Here is a 15,132-nt window from a genome sequence, read left to right as displayed (position 1 = left end):
GAGGCCCCGAGCTTGTGCTCGGGGCCTTTCCGCGTTTAGGAGGTCTGTGTCTGACGCAGGACGAAGACCCCCCAGCCGAGATACCGGCGTCCGTACTCCAGGTGTGAGCGTCTGGCCGTGGACAGGAATTCGCGCATGGCGTTCGCGTCGGGATCTGCGGGGTGGGCCCGGAGCCAGTCGCTCACCGTCCACCACTGGGAGGCCACGTACCGATCCCAGCTGTCAGGGCTGGCCAGCACCATTTCCAGCAACTCGAATCCCGCCTGCTCGAATCGCTCCCCCGTACCGGCGAGAGACGTGAACGTGTCCTCTTGTGGGGAGAAAGTGCGCACGGCTTCGGGCGGCGGCGTTTGCGTCCAGAAGCACTCACCCACCAGGACGATCCCGTCGGGGCGGAGCGGGCGGCGCATCAGGTCGAGGGTGCCGGCCAGGCCGCCGCCGATCCACGTCGCACCGATGCAGGACACGATGTCGTACGTGTCCGGTTCGGTCTCGTACGCGCCGGCGTCCGATTCGACGAACTGGACTTGGTCGGCCACCTCCAGTTCGCGGGCCCGTTCCTTGGCCGCTTCCAGGAATTCCTTGCTGATGTCGACGCCGACACCCTCGTGGCCGTAACGGGCTGCCCAGCGGCTGAGCATTTCGCCCTTGCCGCACGCCAGATCCAGCTGGCGCATTCCGCGCTCGATGCGACAGATCTCGCCCAGCAGGTCGAGTTTGGCGTCGGTAATGGGATTGAGTATGCGGTGGCGGGCTTCGGCTATTTCATGGAAACGCAGCGACATGCGGTTCAGTTTCGTGCAGCGGGGTCGTCCGTGCCACTGAATATGCAGGTCGGTCGTGGCGGGAGGGGTTTAGGACGCGGCTGTATAGCCGTCCCGGTGTGCTCCTCGGAAGCCGGCGGAGGGGTCCAGGTCAGGGCGGCGGCTGGACGGGGACTGGGACAGGTCTCGGCTTGCTAGGCTGGGAGAGTACTCGGGCCACCCCAACCACGGGTGGCCTTCGTCGCGTAAGGCCCGGGACGGGCGGCGACCAGCCACGGCGGGCCGGACTGACAGGCAGAGGGGCTCGCTGAGTGAGCCAACGAAATGGACCAGAAGTGAACAGAGATAGCGGATCGGACGGCGGGCAGCGCGAGCGCGGCGACAACGAAGACAGGCGCTCGCACGGCGACAGGGACGGCGGATCCGGCTCCCGCGGACGCGACGAGCGAGACCGCCCGTTCCGCTCAGGCGACGACAGGCGCTCCTACCAGGATCGCGGCCAGGATCGCGGCCAGGATCGCGGCGAGGGGCGCGGGCCGCGCGGTCAAGGCGGAGGCGGCAGGCCGTTCCGCGACCGTGACGACCGTGGACCGCGCGGTGAAGGCGGCTACCGGGAGCGCCGTGAGGGCGACGACCGGCGTTCCTATCGCGATCGTGACGACAGCCGCCCTTCCAGGGATCGCTATGAGCGCCGTCCGCACCAGGACCAAGGCGAGCGGCGGCCCTACCAGGACCGCGGCGAACGCCGTCCGTACCAGGATCGTGGTGAGCGGCGGCCTTACCAGGACCGTGGTGAAGGCCGCCCGTACCAGGGTCGTGGTGAAGGTCGTCCTTCCGGCGGTCGTGACGAGCGTCCGCCGTACCGCGACCGGGGCGAGAGCCGTCCTCCAAGGGACCGTGGGGAGGGTCGTCCTTCCGGGGGTCGTGACGAGCGTCCGTCGTACCGGGATCGAGGGGAGAGCCGTCCGTTCCGGGGTCGTGACGACCGTCCGTCGTACCGCGACCGGGGCGAGAGCGGTCCCCCGAGGGATCGTGACGAGCGTCCGTCGTACCGGGATCGGGGCGAGAGCCGTCCGTTCAGAGGTCGTGACGACCGTCCGTCGTACCGGGACCGGGGTGAGCGCGGTCCGCGTGAGGAGGGCGAGCGCCGGCCGTTCCGGGACCGCGACGACCGCGGCCCGCGGCAGGAGCGTGGTTACGGCGGCGAGCGCCGGTCGTTCCGGGATCGGGACGATCGCGGAACGCGGGGTGAAGGGGACCGCCGGCCCTTCCGCGACCGGGACGACCGCCCGCGGCAGGAGCGTGGTTACGGCGGCGAGCGCCGGTCGTTCCGGGATCGGGATGATCGCGGAACGCGGGGTGAAGGGGACCGCCGTCCCTTCCGTGACCGGGACGACCGCGGTTTGCAGCGAGGCCCGTCGCGGGACCGGGACGATCGCCCGTACCAGGATCGCGGCGAGCGTCGCCCGTACCAGGATCGTGGAGAAGGTCGTCCTTCCGGGGGTCGCGACGATCGTCCGTCGTACCGGGACCGCGGGGAGAGCCGTCCCTTCAGGGATCGTGACGATCGTCCGTCGTACCGGGATCGGGGCGAGGGCGGCCCGCCGAGGGGTCGTGACGAGCGTCCGTCGTACCGCGACCGTGGTGAGCGCGGTCCGCGCCAGGAGGGCGAGCGCCGTCCTTACCGGGACCGCGACGATCGCGGTCCCCGGCGCGACGACCGCGGCCCGCGCCCGTTCTCGCGGGAGGAGCGTCCCGGTGCCCGTGCCCGCTTCGGCAGGCAGGACCGCGAGGACGCCGCGCCGACGCGGGAGCCGCTGCCCGAGGTGGCGCCCGACATCAGCGCCGACGAGCTCGACAAGGAGGTGCGGGAGGAACTGCGGTCCCTGCCCACGGACCTCGCCGAACTCGTGGGCCGGCACCTCGTCGCCGCCGAGCGCGCACTTGAGGAGGACGACCCCGACAAGGCTCACGAACACACCAAGGTGGCTCGCAGGTTCGCGGCCAGGATCGGTGTCGTACGGGAGGCCGCGGGCATCGTCGCCTACCGGGCCGGACACTTCAGTGAGGCGTTGAGCGATCTGCGCGCCGCCAGGAGGATGACCGGTTCGGAGGCGTACCTGCCGGTCATGGCCGACTGCGAGCGCGGGATGGGTCGTCCGGAACGGGCGCTCGATCTGGTCCGCTCGCCGGAGGCGGAGCGCCTGGACCGTGCGGGGCGGATCGAGCTGACGATCGTGGAGTCGGGGGCGCGCCGCGACCTCGGCCAGCACGACGCGGCCGTCATCACGCTCCAGCGGCTGCCGGAGCTGCGTGACCCGCAACCCCGCCCGTGGTCGGCGCGGCTGGCGTTCGCGTACGCCGACGCGCTGGAGGAAGCGGGGCACCGGGAGGCGGCCGTCGACTGGTTCGGCAGGGCGATGGCGTTCGACGAGGACGGAGAGACCGAAGCCGCCGAGCGTTACTCCGAGCTGACCGGGTCCGTGATCGAGGACGTCGAGGAAGGCTACGACGAGGACTTCGTGTCTCCCGAGGGCGCCGAGTCCGATGTCGACGCCGACGCGGCGGATGAGCCGGTGACCGGTGAGGCTCGTGAGGCGGGGTCGAACGAGCAGGCGAGCCCGGCGCGCGCCGGGGAGACGGCCGGCGTCGGCGAGCAGGACCCGCGCGCTGAGGAGACCGACCGCGACGGCGAGCGGGAGGATGGCTCGCGGAGCCCGCGTGCCGAAGAGGTCAGCGGCGATGACGGGGACACGGACCCGCGTGCCGAAGAGGGCCGGCGTGACGCCGCGGAGACCGGCTCCGATGCCGGGGCGGCGGACGCCGAGGCCGGTGCCTCACCCGCGCCGATCGCCCCGTCCTTCATCGAGCCGGACTTCGGTGACGAACGTGACGACAAGCCCGGTGACGGGCCCGGCAAGCAGTCCGAGTAGGTGACTCCGGGGCACGCACTCGATTCCGAGACGCGGGTGCGTGCCCCGGCCTTCGCTCAGGGTGAGACGCGGTCGAGCCAGTGGAGGATGCCGGCGACGTTCGACGGCGCGCCGCTGAGCAGTTCGAACTGCTCGGCCGTCTCGTCCTCGTCGGCCATGGCCCGGTAGCGTTCCTTGGTGCGGTCGCGCACCATGGCCACGGCGTGGTCCAGGTCCAGGCCTTCGGCGTGGGCCTGGCGGGTGAGGTCCACCCAGACGCGGAGTTCCTCGGCCGACCGTTCGAGCGTCTCGCCCACCGCGTCGACCGGTCCGTAATGGCTGAACAGCAGGCGTTGCGGCTGCAGCGCCCGGAACAACGCGATCGAGTCCAGCGCGGTCTGCAGGTCGAAGTCCGGCGGCGGGGTCGCCGGGCGCAGGTCGCCGGTCTCCGGCAGGTAGACGCCGGCGGCGTCCCCCACGTACAGGTCGCCGGTGGCCGAATCGATCAGCCCTACGTGGTGCTTGGCGTGGCCGGGTGAGTAGTGGCTGCTCAGCGTCCTGCCGTTGCCGAGGTCGATGGCGCCGGTGTCGCCCAGGGCGACGATGCGGTCGGCCTCGGTGGGCGACAGTTCGCCGAACAGCGTGTCGAGGCGGTCGCCCCACACCATCCTGGCACTGGCCATCAGCCTGGACGGCTCGGCCAGGTGCCGCGCTCCCTTCTCGTGGACGACGACCTGCGCCGACGGGAAGAACTTGGCGATGTCGCCCACTCCGCCCGCGTGGTCGAGGTGGATGTGCGTCACCACGACCGTGGCCAGATCCTCTGGACCGACGCCGAGCGAGGCCAGCGCGTCACGGACGACGGGGGCGGAGGTCGACGTCCCGGTCTCCACCAGACAGGGGCGGTCGCCCAGGATCAGGTAACCGGCGGTGATACCGGAGTATCCGGCCATCTTCGTGTCGATCTCATAGACGTCGCCGCCGAGGGCGGTGATGTTGTCCACAGGCACTCCCGAGCCGCGTCCGCTATCCCCAGAACGGCATTCGAGCCGAACCGGACTTCCTCACATCGTAGAGAGTGATCTCCACCCGATCACCCATGGGAGGACGACAGTGGACCGCAACGAGGTCTTGCTGGTGGGACGGCTGTCCGCGGCAGCGGAGGACCGGAGCCTGCCGAGCGGCGACACCATGACGAAATGGCGGCTGCTGGTGCGCCGGCGCAGACACAAGCGGGGAGGCACGCTCACCGACAGCATTCCGTGTGTCAGCTTCGACCAGGAGGTGGCCGACGTCCTCCACTCGCTCAAGCCGCGTGACGCCATGGAGGTCACCGGCGCCTTCCGCTGCCGGGTCTTCGGCCCCGCATCCGCCAAGATCTGGACCTACGAGGTCGAAGTGACCACGGTCAGAGCCATCGAGGCTGACTCTCTTCCTCTGGACGAGCCCGCCGCGCCGCCACCTTCTTCCGCGCCCCGCCCGGTCGCCGAGCTGGCCAAGGTGACCTGACCGGGGACGGCTGGAGAGCCGTCCCATGGCGGTCAGCGGATGGCGAAGGTGCGCAGGATCAGCCCGGTGCGGGGTTTGGGGCCGAAGGAGGTGGACTTGCGAGGCACGCGTTCGCCGCCCGCCGCCACCGCCAGGACGTCGGCGACGGCCAGAGGTTCGAGGATGACGGCGGTGCCGCCTGTGGTGCCGGCGAGCTCGGCGGCGGCCCGGGGGTCGTGGTGGACGATGCGCACCGTCTCCTCGTCGTCCCGAAGGCCCCACACCTTGGGGAGCACGAACTCGGTGAGGATGGAGGTGTTCAGCGAGTTCCACCGGGCCGAGCGGTCCGCAGGCATGGCCTGAGCGAGCTGCAAGGGGTCCGGGTTCGACAGGAGATGCACGTCGGCGCCGCAGGCCAGCAGGAAGGCCGGGCCTTCGGCGTCGTGGAGCGCGGCCAGGCCCTCGTCCAGATCGGTGAAGTCCTGTACGCGCCAGGACCCCTTGGCCCTGGCCACGGCCTCGTCGAGCGGGAGCCGCGGGATGACCCGGTGGATGGCCTTGAGCTCGGGCGGGTACGCGTCGGTGTCCACGAGCAGCGCGAGCCCGAAGTCCCATGGGCTCCGCTTGACCGGCTCCGGCGGCTGCTCCGAGTCGAGGGCGTCCCGGCCGGCGTTCTCCCTGCCGCTCGGGGGTTCACGGTGGCCTGTCCGGCTGTCACGCTCATCCGGCCCGGGTTCGTCGCGGTGCCCTGCGGTGGGTTCCGGTCCGGCAGCCTCGTCGACGGTCGCCTGTCGGGGGCCGGTGGGCTCCGGCTGCCCGGTGCGGCTCTGGGAGGGCGGGACCAGGGTGGGGTGGAGGGCGTGTTCGCGGCGCTGGAGGATGCGGTACGTCGCGTACCTGTGGTGACCGTCGGCGATGAGGGCCTGGCGGGGGAGGAGGTCGGCGTTGACGGCCGCGATCTCGGCCTCGTCGGTGATCGCCCAGAGGCGGTGGGTCAGGCCGTCCTCGGTGTGCGCGGTGACCATGGGTGGCCGGCCGGTGGCCACCTCGTCGACGAGGCGGGTCGCCACGCCGTTCTGGCCGTTGTAGAGGAGGAAGATGGGCTCCAGGTTGGCCTGGGTGGTGCTCATGAGGGCGAGGCGGTCGGCGATGGGGCCGGGGAGCACGTCCTCGTGCGGCAGGACGATGCGCTGCGCCGGGTCCGGCAGGCAGACGTCACCGATGAGGCCCCGCTGCAGCACACCGGGGCCGCGCTGCTCGTACACGTAGAGCGCCGGCTCCTCGTCGGGGACGAGGACGCCCGCGTCGAGCCACGCCTGCAGTGTCCTCCTGGCCTCGGCGTACCGAGGGTCGGGCGCTTTTTGGGCAGAGCTTTGGGATTTGTCGGTTTCTTGTGAGGTTCGTTGTTCGGCCGACCGGTGCTCTGTGGGGATCTTCCGCGCGTCCGTGCCGGGCGAAAGGGGAAGGATGAGACGGACGACGTTGTTGGGATGGACGTCCAGGAGAGCGCGTACATCCCCGTCGGAGATGAGGTCGTAAGGCGGGGAGGTCACCTTGGCGGGATCGTCGACGGCGAAGCGGACGCCCCGGAACGGGCGCAGGATCAGTCCGTCCGGTATCGGCAGTTCAGAATTCCCCATACCGGGCATGCTGCCATAAACACCCGAGTCTTCCCGTAGTCGCCACAACGCCCCGGTGGCGTTCGATCCCGAAACTCCGTCGTACGCCGATGAAGGAGGGCTCACTCATCATGGAAGGCGCCAACGGCCACACTGATTCCCCCGGAACCCCTCAAGGTGACGTCTATGACTGGTACCAGCGTGGTGTGAAGCTTCTGCAGGAGGGCAGCCCGGCCGCCGCGGCGGCGCTGCTGGAACGCGCGGCGGACGCGGAGCCTGACTCGCGGAGCATCCGGGAGGCGCTGGCACGGGCCCAGTTCAACTCCCGGCGGTACCAGGAGGCGGCCAGCAGCTTCCAATGGATCGTGGAGGACAATCCCACGGAGGATTACGCCTATTTCGGATTGGGACTCTCCTTGTGGCGGACGGGCGACGTCGAGGCGGCCCAGGAACCGCTGGCGATCGCGGTCGCGATGCGACCTGACGACCGCAACTACGTGACGGCGTTGCGCAGCGTCCGGGCCACGTTGAAGGCCCGCCAGGACATGTGACACGCCTTGGGGCGCCGGGTCACGCGGGTCCCCGTCTGCCTGCGCCCCAGGCACGTGGGTGCCCGTCCCCTGCGGCTGGTACGCGGGTGCCCGCCTGCCTGCGGCTGGGACGCGGGTTCCTGTTCGGCTGCGGCTGGGACGTGGGTTCCCGTTCGGCTAATGCGGAGGTACGTGGGCTACCGCCGCCCACGTGGCGGGGAACGCGGGCTCTGGGGCATGGCCGCCGGGGAGGGCGGTTAGAGTCTCACGGGACGTGAGGCGGCGGCGGAAAGAGGCGTGGTGCTGATCGACGGTTACGACACCCTGCTGCTCGACCTTGACGGCGTCGTCTACCTCGGGCCGCGGGCGGTGTCCGGGGCGGCTGAGGCGCTGGCGGAGGCGCGGCGGCGCGGGGTCCGGCTGGCGTACGTGACCAACAACGCCTCCAGGACACCGGCCGCCATAGCCGCTCACCTGCGGGAGCTCGGGGTGCCGGCGGGGTGGGACGACGTGGTGACGTCGGCTCAGGCGGCGGCGCGGGTGGTGGCCGAGCGGGTGCCGCCCGGGGCGAAGGTGCTGGTCGTCGGCGGGGCCGGCCTGCGGATGGCGGTACGCGGGCAAGGGCTCAGGCCCGTCACGGCGGCGGCCGAGGAGCCCGCGGCCGTGGTGCAGGGGATGTGGGCGGGGCTGTCGTACGGGCTGCTGGCCGAGGGGGCGCTGGCGGTGCGGCAGGGGGCGCTGTTCGTGGCCGCCAACCGCGACTCGACCATGCCCATCGGACGGGGCGAGGTGCCGGGGAACGGGGCGATGGCGCGGGTGATCGCCACGGCGACCGGCGTGGAGCCCGTGTACGCGGGGAAGCCGGATCCGCCGTTGCACCGCGAGTCGATGATCCGTACGGGGGCGCGGCGGCCGCTGGTGGTCGGCGACCGCCTCGACACCGACATCGAGGGGGCCCGCAACGCGGGGGTGGACGGGCTGCTGGTGCTCACCGGCGTGGCCAAGCCGCTCGACCTGCTCACCGCGCCGCCGCACCGGCGGCCGGTGTACGTGACCGAGGATCTGTCGGGGTTGTCGGCTCCGTACCCGGAGGTGCGGGACGGGGCGTGCGGCGGTTGGCGGGCCCGCTGGGTGGACGGGGCGCTGCGGCTCGACGGCGACGGCAGCAGGATCGACGGGCTGCGGGCGGCCTGCGACGCCGCTTGGGCGGCGGCGGGCGCGGGCCGCGCGGAGGAGGACGCGGTCAAGCCCGTGCTGGCCAGGCTCGGCTAGGGCGGGGTCAGAGGAGCCGGCGCAGGCGAAGCAGGTCGCCGAAACTGGCGTCGATCTTCACGCGGCCGCCGAGCACCGCGCGGGCCAGGTCGAGCCGTCCGTCCACCAGCGCCACGAGGTCGTCGCTGACGATCGTCAGCTTGACGTCGGCGGGTTCGCCGTTCGCCGGCGGCGACTCCACGAACGGGTCGAGGCCGTCGTGGTGCAACCGCCCGTAGAAGGTCACGTCGAGGTCGGAGACGCGGCAACTGACCGTGCGCTCGACCACGTGCTTGGCCCGGTCCTCCGCGTCGATCTCGTCGAACTGGGCGACGAGCTTGACCAGTGCCGCCCGGCACTCCTCGACGCTTGCCATGAGCGCTCCTTTCTGATCCCTTGACGATCCGTAGCGTTCCACACCGAGCGCCCTGTATGACCCTTCAACGTGTGACACGCCCGCCAAGGTCCCGCGCGCTCGCCCGAGGCATTACCGTCGAGTCATGAGTGAGCTGCCAGAGGAGATCGGCGACGCGCGGGTGGACGCGGTTCTGGCCGGGCTGGACCGGCTGCCGGGCCTGCCGGTGAGCGATCACGTGGCGGTGTTCGAAGAGGCGTTCTCCGGGCTGGAGGCCGCGCTGGGCGCCGTGGACGCGCAGTGAGCCGCAGGATCCGGCTCGACAGCGAGCTGGTGCGACGTGGCCTGGCCCGGTCCCGGGAGCAGGCGGCCCAGCTCATCGAGGCGGGCCGCGTCACCGTCGGCGGGCGGCAGGCCGCCAAGCCGGCGACCCAGGTCGACACCGCCGCCGCCATCGTCGTGGCGCAGTCGCAGGACGGCCCCGACTACGTCTCGCGCGGCGCCCACAAGCTCCTCGGCGCGCTCGACACGTTCAAGAGCCTCGCCGTCGAGGGGCGGCGCTGCCTGGACGCGGGGGCGTCCACCGGCGGGTTCACGGACGTGCTGCTGCGCCGGGGGGCGGCGCACGTGCTCGCGGTCGACGTCGGCTACGGCCAGCTGGCCTGGTCGCTGCGGACCGACGAGCGGGTCACGGTGATGGAGCGGGTCAACGTCCGCGACCTCACCCCCGAACTGGTCGGCGAGCCGCCCACGCTGGTCGTCGGCGACCTGTCGTTCATCTCGCTGCGCCTGGTGCTGCCCGCGCTGACCGCCGTCGCCGCGCCCGCCGCCGACTTCGTCCTGCTGGTCAAGCCGCAGTTCGAGGTGGGCAAGGACCTCGTCGGCGCGGGCGGCGTGGTGCGCGACCCCGAGCTGCGCGCCGGAGCGGTCCGCGAGGCCGCGGCCAGGGCGGTGGAGCTCGGGCTGACCGTGCGCGGCGTCACCTACAGCCCGCTGCCGGGGCCGTCGGGCAACGTCGAGTACCTGCTGTGGCTGGGCAAGGGGGAGGGCGAGCCGCCGGTCGCCGACCTCGAGACCGAGATCCGGCGGGCCGTCGCGGAAGGGCCGCAATGAACAGGACCGTCCTGGTCACCGTGCACACCGGGCGCGAGGCCGCCGTCGACAGCGCCCGCCTGGTCATCCGCCGTCTCCTCGGCGCCGGCCTGCGCGTACGGGTCCTCGACGGAGAGGCCGGCGAGATCGGCGCCGAAGGCGTGGACGTGGTGCCGGCCGAGCCGAGCGCCGCCAAGGACGCCGAGGTGATGATCGTGCTCGGCGGCGACGGCTCGCTGCTGCGCTCGGCCGAGCTGTCCAGGCCCACCCGCACCCCGCTGCTCGGCGTGAACCTCGGCCATGTCGGCTTCCTCGCCGAGGCGGAGGTCGCCGACCTGGCCGACGCCGTCGACAGCGTGGTGGCCGGCCGCTACGACGTCGAGGAGCGCATGACCGTCGAGGTGCTGGCCCGGCAGAACGGCAACGTCATCGCCGACACCTGGGCGCTCAACGAGGTCACCGTGGAGAAACAGGAGCGCATGCTGGAGGTCGTCGCCGAGATCGACGGCCGGCCGCTGTCGCGCTGGGGCTGCGACGGCGTGATCTGCGCCACCCCGACCGGTTCCACCGCCTACGCGTTCTCCGCCGGGGGTCCGGTGGTCTGGCCGGAGGTCGAGGCGCTGCTCATGGTCCCGATCAGCGCGCACGCCCTGTTCGCCAGGCCGCTCGTCGTCTCCCCGCGCTCCACGCTGGCCGTCGAGATCCTGCCCGACACCCCGGGCGGGGTGCTGTGGTGCGACGGCCGCCGCCGCTACGACCTGCCCTCCGGCAGCCGGGTCGAGGTGCGCCGCGGCGCCGAGCCGGTGCGGCTCGCCCGGCTGCACGGCGTGGAGAGCACCGGCGCGCCCTTCACCGACAGGCTTGTCGCCAAGTTCGAACTACCCGTTCAGGGCTGGCGTGGGAGGGTGCGACCCTGAGTGAATTGAGGCAGCGAACGCGTAGGATCGCATGCGCACACGTGTTCGGGCGCGGCGCGGTCGATCGTAATCTCGCAAGTGACGGGAGTGGGCAGTGCGACCAAGGGTCGAGGAGGTCCGCATCCAGGGGCTCGGCGTCATCGACGAGGCCGTGCTGGAGCTTTCGCCGGGCTTCAACGTGGTGACGGGCGAGACCGGCGCGGGCAAGACGATGGTCGTCACGGGTCTCGGACTGCTGTTCGGCGGCCGGGCCGACCCCTCCCGCGTCCGGCCGGGCGCCGACAAGGCGACGGTGGAGGGCACGCTCGTCATCGAGCCGGGCGGCCGCGTGTCCCAGCAGGTCGAGGACGCCGGCGGTGAGATCGACGACGGCGAGCTCATCATCTCCCGCACGGTCTCCGCGGAGGGCCGCTCGCGGGCCTGGCTCGGCGGCCGGTCCGTGCCGGTCGGCACGCTGACCTACCTCGCCGACGACCTGGTGGCGGTACACGGCCAGATGGACCAGCAGCGGCTGCTCCAGCCCGCCAGGCAGCGCGCCGCCCTCGACCGCTACGCCGGAAACGACCTGGTCAAGCCGCTGCGCGCCTATCAGCAGGCCTACAAGCGCCACAAGCAGGTCGCCGCGCAGCTGGAGGAGCTGACCACCCGGGCCAGGGAGCGGACGCAGGAGGCCGACCTGCTCAGATTCGGCCTGGAGGAGATCGAGAAGGTCGACCCCAAGCCCGGCGAGGACGCCGCGCTGCGCGAGGAGGAGGAGCGGCTCTCGCACGCCGACGCGCTGCGCACCGCCGCGACCACCGCCCACACCGCGCTGCTCGGCGACCCCATGGAGGCCACCGGCGGATCCCGCGACGTGATCTCCCTGCTGGGCGAGGCCCGCACGTCCGTCGAAGCGGTCCGCGACTACGACACCGCGCTCGCCGCCGTCGCCGACCGGCTGGCCGAGGCCGGCTATCTGATCTCCGACGTGGCCACCGACCTGGCCTCCTACGCCGAGTCGATCGAGTCCGACCCCGCCCGTCTGGCCGCCGTGCAGGAGCGCAGGTCCGTCCTGACGGGTCTGATCCGCAAGTACGGCGAGGACAGCGCCGCGGTGCTGGCCTGGGCGCAGCGGTCGGCCGCCCGGCTGACCGAGCTGGAGGGCGACGACGAGCGCATCGGCGAGCTGGCGCGTGAGCACGAGGAGCTGACGGTCAGGCTGACCGAGCTGGCCACGGAGCTGACCCGGGTGCGCGAGGCCGCCGCCGAGCGGTTCGGCCAGGCGGTCACCGAGGAGCTGACCGCGCTGGCGATGCCGCACGCCCGGGTCGTGGTCCAGCTCACCCGGGCCGCCGACTTCGGCCCCGACGGGGTCGACGAGGTGGAGCTGCGCATGGCGGCCCATCCGGCCGCGCCGCCGCTGCCGCTCAACAAGGGCGCCTCCGGCGGCGAGCTGAGCCGGGTGATGCTGGCGATCGAGGTGGTGTTCGCCGGGGCCGACCCGGTGCCCACGTTCGTCTTCGACGAGGTCGACGCCGGCGTGGGCGGCAAGGCCGCGGTGGAGATCGGGCGCAGGCTGGCCAGGCTGGCCCGCACCGCGCAGGTGATCGTCGTCACCCACCTGCCGCAGGTCGCCGCCTTCGCCGACCAGCACCTGGTGGTGGAGAAGGCCGGCGACGGCAGTGTGGTGCGCAGCGGCGTGGTCACGCTCGACCATGAGGGCCGCGTGCGCGAACTGTCGCGCATGCTGGCGGGATTGGAAGACTCCGAACTGGGCAGAGCGCACGCTGAAGAACTTCTGGGGCTGGCGGCGGCCGACAGGTGATTGGGTGTGACATAGCGGACACGCCTGGTCATGTATGGCCTCGCAGGTCTTTTGCTCTGGCAGGATGGTCTTGATGAAGGTTCCGGGGAGCAGGATGCCGGGCCTCCGCGCGAGGAAGGCCAACGACCTTCCCGGCGTCACCGGGGTGGCGAGGATCGACCGCCGGACCAAGAGGCTCACCAAGCGCCTCCAGTCGGGAGAGATCGCCATCATCGACCATGTCGATGTCGACCGGGTCAGCGCGGAGGCACTCGTGGCGTGCGGGGCGGCGGGCGTGGTCGACGTCGCCGCGGGCATCAGCGGCCGTTATCCCAACCTGGGGCCGCAGATCATCGTCGAGGCCGGCATCCCGTTCGTCGACAACGCCAGCCAGGAGCTGTTCGAGCGCGTCAAGGACGGCGACGTGGTCCGGCTGCACGAGGGCATCATCTATCTCGACGACGAGGCCGTCGGCAAGGGTGAGGTGCAGACCGCCGAGACCGTCGAGGCGGCCATGGCGGAGGCCCGCGCCGGGCTGGCCGTGCAGATCGAGGCGTTCGCCGTCAACACGATGGAGTACGTCCGCGGCGAGGGCAAGCTGCTCATCGACGGCGTCGGCGTGCCCGAGATCCGGACGAAGATCGACGGCCGGCACGCGCTCATCGTGGTCCGCGGCTACCACTACAAGGAGGACATCGCCACCCTCCGCCCCTACCTGCGCGAGTACCGTCCCGTGCTGATCGGCGTCGACGGCGGGGCCGACGCGCTGCTGGAGGCCGGCTACCTGCCCGACGTGATCGTCGGCGACTTCGACTCGGTCTCCACCAAGGCGCTCACCTGCGGCGCCGAGCTGATCGTGCACGCCTACCGCGACGGGCGGGCCCCCGGCCTGGAGCGCGTGCGCCAGCTCGGCCAGGACGCGGTCGTCTTCCCCTCGACCGGCACCAGCGAGGACATCGCCATGCTGCTGGCCGACGAGAAGGGCGCCGAGCTTATCGTCGCCGTCGGCACGCACGGCACGCTGGAGGAGTTCCTCGACAAGGGCCGCTCCGGCATGGCGAGCACCTTTCTCACCCGCCTGCGCGTCGGCAGTAAACTCGTCGACGCGAAGGGCGTCAGCATGCTCTACCGGAGCCGCATCTCCACCTCCCAGCTGGTGCTCCTCGCGGTCACCGCTCTGGTGACCATGGGGGTCGCCCTCTCCGCATCACCGCTCGGCCAGATCTGGCTGAACGGTCTGCAAGACGTCTGGAACGCGTTCATCTTCTGGTTGGTCGGGCTCTTCTCGTGATCGATTTCCGTTATCACCTCGTCTCCATCGTCGCCATCTTCCTGGCGCTGGCCGTCGGCATCGTGCTCGGCACCAACCTGCTGCAGGATCCGGCGATCAAGACGGCCAACGAGATGACCAGCCAGCTCACCCGGGCCAACGAGGAGCTGCGCGGCCAGCTGGAGACGATGAAGGCGCGTGAGCAGGACCATCAGGAGTTCGTCACCGCCCTCACCCCGCAGCTCGTGCGGGAGAGCCTCGCCGGGGAGCAGGTGCTGATCGTCGAGCCGCCCGGGGCCGGCACCACCTATCGCGAGGCCACCGAGCAGGTGCTCGCCGAGGCGGGGGCGAAGGTCACCGGCCGGCTCCTGCTGCTGGAGAAGTTCTTCGACCCCAAGAGCGCCGGCGTGCTCGACGGCCTGGTCAACCAGCTCAAGCCCGCCGAGATGACCTTCCCCGCCACGGCCACCGTGCACGACAAGGCCGCCACCCTGCTCGCCGCCACGCTCATGACCACCGACACGGCCACGGCCGGCACCCCCAGCGAGACCCTGGCCGCCGTCGTCGACGGCCTCCAGACCGGCGGGTTCGTCGACATCGACGGCGACGCGCTCAACCGCGCCACGCTGGCCGTCCTCTACGCGCCCGACGTGCCGTACGAGGGGGACGACGCCGAGAGCCAGGTCGCGGCGCTCACCTCGGTGGCGGCCGGGCTCGACGCGGGCGGCAGAGGCGCCGTGCTGGCCGGCGCCGCGGCGACCTCGGCCGCGCCCGGCGGCGCCATCACCGCCCTGCGCGACGACGGCGAGATCGCCAAGCGGGTCTCCAGCGTCGACAGTGCGGATATGCCTGAAGGCCAGATCGTGATCGTCTACGCTCTGCGAGAGCAAGTGAACGGAGCCGCGGGCCAGTACGGCACCGGCGCCGGAGCCGCCGCGTTCCAGCCCGTGCCGCCCACCCCGACCCCGTCGTCCACCGAGTCAGGGAGCTGACATGGCCCGTGGCCTGCTCTACGCCCTCGCGGGCGCCGCGATCGGCGCCGCCGCGGCCCGCGCCGCCTACGCCGCGCTCACCCGTACGCCCGGCGGGGCGCTCGACCCCGGCAGCCGCTGGACCCGCAAGAACCACCGCGGCGAGCCGATCACGCTCCT

The 15,132-nt window shown here is 71.8% G+C and carries 15 protein-coding genes; 10 read left to right on the top strand and 5 right to left on the bottom strand.

Annotation, left to right across the window (positions count from 1 at the left end; all coding sequences use genetic code 11):
- Window positions 1-35: 35 nt before the first annotated feature.
- Both OUY22_RS30460 and OUY22_RS30455 read right to left on the bottom strand, forming a co-directional pair.
- Entirely contained in the window at window positions 36-785 is a 750-nt protein-coding gene (locus tag OUY22_RS30460; RefSeq protein WP_270158662.1) for a methyltransferase domain-containing protein, read from the bottom strand.
- A 443-nt stretch (window positions 786-1,228) separates the two neighbouring features.
- Window positions 1,229-2,737 (bottom strand): hypothetical protein, encoded by a 1,509-nt coding sequence (locus OUY22_RS30455; RefSeq protein WP_270158661.1) that lies wholly within the window; start codon window positions 2,735-2,737, stop codon window positions 1,229-1,231.
- 12 nt (window positions 2,738-2,749) lie between these two features.
- On the opposite strand from OUY22_RS30455, the gene OUY22_RS30450 reads away from it, so the two are divergent.
- Window positions 2,750-3,697 (top strand): hypothetical protein, encoded by a 948-nt coding sequence (locus OUY22_RS30450; RefSeq protein WP_270158660.1) that lies wholly within the window; start codon window positions 2,750-2,752, stop codon window positions 3,695-3,697.
- 56 nt (window positions 3,698-3,753) lie between these two features.
- Here OUY22_RS30450 and OUY22_RS30445 read toward each other — a convergent pair whose 3' ends face one another.
- Entirely contained in the window at window positions 3,754-4,680 is a 927-nt protein-coding gene (locus OUY22_RS30445; RefSeq protein WP_270158658.1) for an MBL fold metallo-hydrolase, read from the bottom strand.
- A gap of 109 nt (window positions 4,681-4,789) precedes the next feature.
- Here OUY22_RS30445 and OUY22_RS30440 point away from each other — a divergent pair, with 109 nt between their 5' ends.
- Window positions 4,790-5,185, top strand: a complete 396-nt coding sequence (locus tag OUY22_RS30440) for a single-stranded DNA-binding protein (protein ID WP_270158657.1) — start codon at window positions 4,790-4,792, stop codon at window positions 5,183-5,185.
- Window positions 5,186-5,217: 32 nt separating this feature from the next.
- On the opposite strand, the gene OUY22_RS30435 is transcribed toward OUY22_RS30440, so the two are convergent.
- Complete coding sequence (locus OUY22_RS30435; RefSeq protein ID WP_270158656.1) at window positions 5,218-6,804, bottom strand: DUF1015 domain-containing protein; 1,587 nt, start codon at window positions 6,802-6,804, stop codon at window positions 5,218-5,220.
- 110 nt (window positions 6,805-6,914) lie between these two features.
- Between OUY22_RS30435 and OUY22_RS30430 the strand changes: the two genes are divergently transcribed.
- Window positions 6,915-7,334 carry a tetratricopeptide repeat protein gene (locus OUY22_RS30430; protein WP_270158654.1) on the top strand — a complete coding sequence of 140 codons (420 nt, stop codon included), beginning with the start codon at window positions 6,915-6,917 and terminating at the stop codon, window positions 7,332-7,334.
- Window positions 7,335-7,613: 279 nt separating this feature from the next.
- Complete coding sequence (locus tag OUY22_RS30425) at window positions 7,614-8,585, top strand: HAD-IIA family hydrolase (RefSeq protein WP_270158653.1); 972 nt, start codon at window positions 7,614-7,616, stop codon at window positions 8,583-8,585.
- A 7-nt stretch (window positions 8,586-8,592) separates the two neighbouring features.
- On the opposite strand, the gene OUY22_RS30420 is transcribed toward OUY22_RS30425, so the two are convergent.
- Complete coding sequence (locus tag OUY22_RS30420) at window positions 8,593-8,940, bottom strand: SCP2 sterol-binding domain-containing protein (protein WP_270158652.1); 348 nt, start codon at window positions 8,938-8,940, stop codon at window positions 8,593-8,595.
- Window positions 8,941-9,064: 124 nt separating this feature from the next.
- Between OUY22_RS30420 and OUY22_RS30415 the strand changes: the two genes are divergently transcribed.
- The 6 genes from OUY22_RS30415 (at window position 9,065) to OUY22_RS30390 (ending at window position 14,973) form a co-directional block, all read left to right on the top strand.
- Window positions 9,065-9,223, top strand: coding sequence for a hypothetical protein (locus tag OUY22_RS30415; protein ID WP_270158651.1), 159 nt, complete (start codon window positions 9,065-9,067; stop codon window positions 9,221-9,223).
- A complete protein-coding gene (locus OUY22_RS30410) occupies window positions 9,220-10,032 on the top strand; it encodes a TlyA family RNA methyltransferase (protein ID WP_270158650.1) in 813 nt (270 codons plus the stop codon). Before OUY22_RS30415 ends, OUY22_RS30410 begins: the two co-directional genes overlap by 4 nt.
- Window positions 10,029-10,928 (top strand): NAD kinase, encoded by a 900-nt coding sequence (locus OUY22_RS30405; protein WP_270158649.1) that lies wholly within the window; start codon window positions 10,029-10,031, stop codon window positions 10,926-10,928. Before OUY22_RS30410 ends, OUY22_RS30405 begins: the two co-directional genes overlap by 4 nt.
- A 94-nt stretch (window positions 10,929-11,022) precedes the next feature.
- Window positions 11,023-12,732 (top strand): DNA repair protein RecN, encoded by a 1,710-nt coding sequence (gene recN, locus OUY22_RS30400; protein ID WP_270158648.1) that lies wholly within the window; start codon window positions 11,023-11,025, stop codon window positions 12,730-12,732.
- 73 nt (window positions 12,733-12,805) lie between these two features.
- Window positions 12,806-14,002: a putative cytokinetic ring protein SteA gene (gene steA / locus OUY22_RS30395; protein WP_270158647.1), complete on the top strand. Its 1,197-nt coding sequence runs from the start codon at window positions 12,806-12,808 to the stop codon at window positions 14,000-14,002.
- Complete coding sequence (locus OUY22_RS30390) at window positions 13,999-14,973, top strand: copper transporter (RefSeq protein ID WP_270158646.1); 975 nt, start codon at window positions 13,999-14,001, stop codon at window positions 14,971-14,973. Before steA ends, OUY22_RS30390 begins: the two co-directional genes overlap by 4 nt.
- The last annotated feature ends 159 nt before the right edge of the window (window positions 14,974-15,132 follow it).

The sequence above is a fragment of the Nonomuraea corallina genome (assembly GCF_027620315.1).
Taxonomy (GTDB): domain Bacteria; phylum Actinomycetota; class Actinomycetes; order Streptosporangiales; family Streptosporangiaceae; genus Nonomuraea; species Nonomuraea corallina.
This window is presented reverse-complemented; position numbering and strand designations above follow the sequence as displayed.

Bases quoted from the DNA above. Each gene is read 5' to 3' on its own strand.
- OUY22_RS30460 (WP_270158662.1), bottom strand. From the start codon at position 785: ATGTCGCTGCGTTTCCATGAAATAGCCGAAGCCCGCCACCGCATACTC.
- OUY22_RS30435 (WP_270158656.1), bottom strand. From the start codon at position 6,804: ATGGGGAATTCTGAACTGCCGATACCGGACGGACTGATCCTGCGCCCG.
- OUY22_RS30430 (WP_270158654.1), top strand. From the start codon at position 6,915: ATGGAAGGCGCCAACGGCCACACTGATTCCCCCGGAACCCCTCAAGGT.
- OUY22_RS30420 (WP_270158652.1), bottom strand. From the start codon at position 8,940: ATGGCAAGCGTCGAGGAGTGCCGGGCGGCACTGGTCAAGCTCGTCGCC.
- OUY22_RS30415 (WP_270158651.1), top strand. From the start codon at position 9,065: ATGAGTGAGCTGCCAGAGGAGATCGGCGACGCGCGGGTGGACGCGGTT.
- OUY22_RS30405 (WP_270158649.1), top strand. From the start codon at position 10,029: ATGAACAGGACCGTCCTGGTCACCGTGCACACCGGGCGCGAGGCCGCC.
- steA (WP_270158647.1), top strand. From the start codon at position 12,806: ATGAAGGTTCCGGGGAGCAGGATGCCGGGCCTCCGCGCGAGGAAGGCC.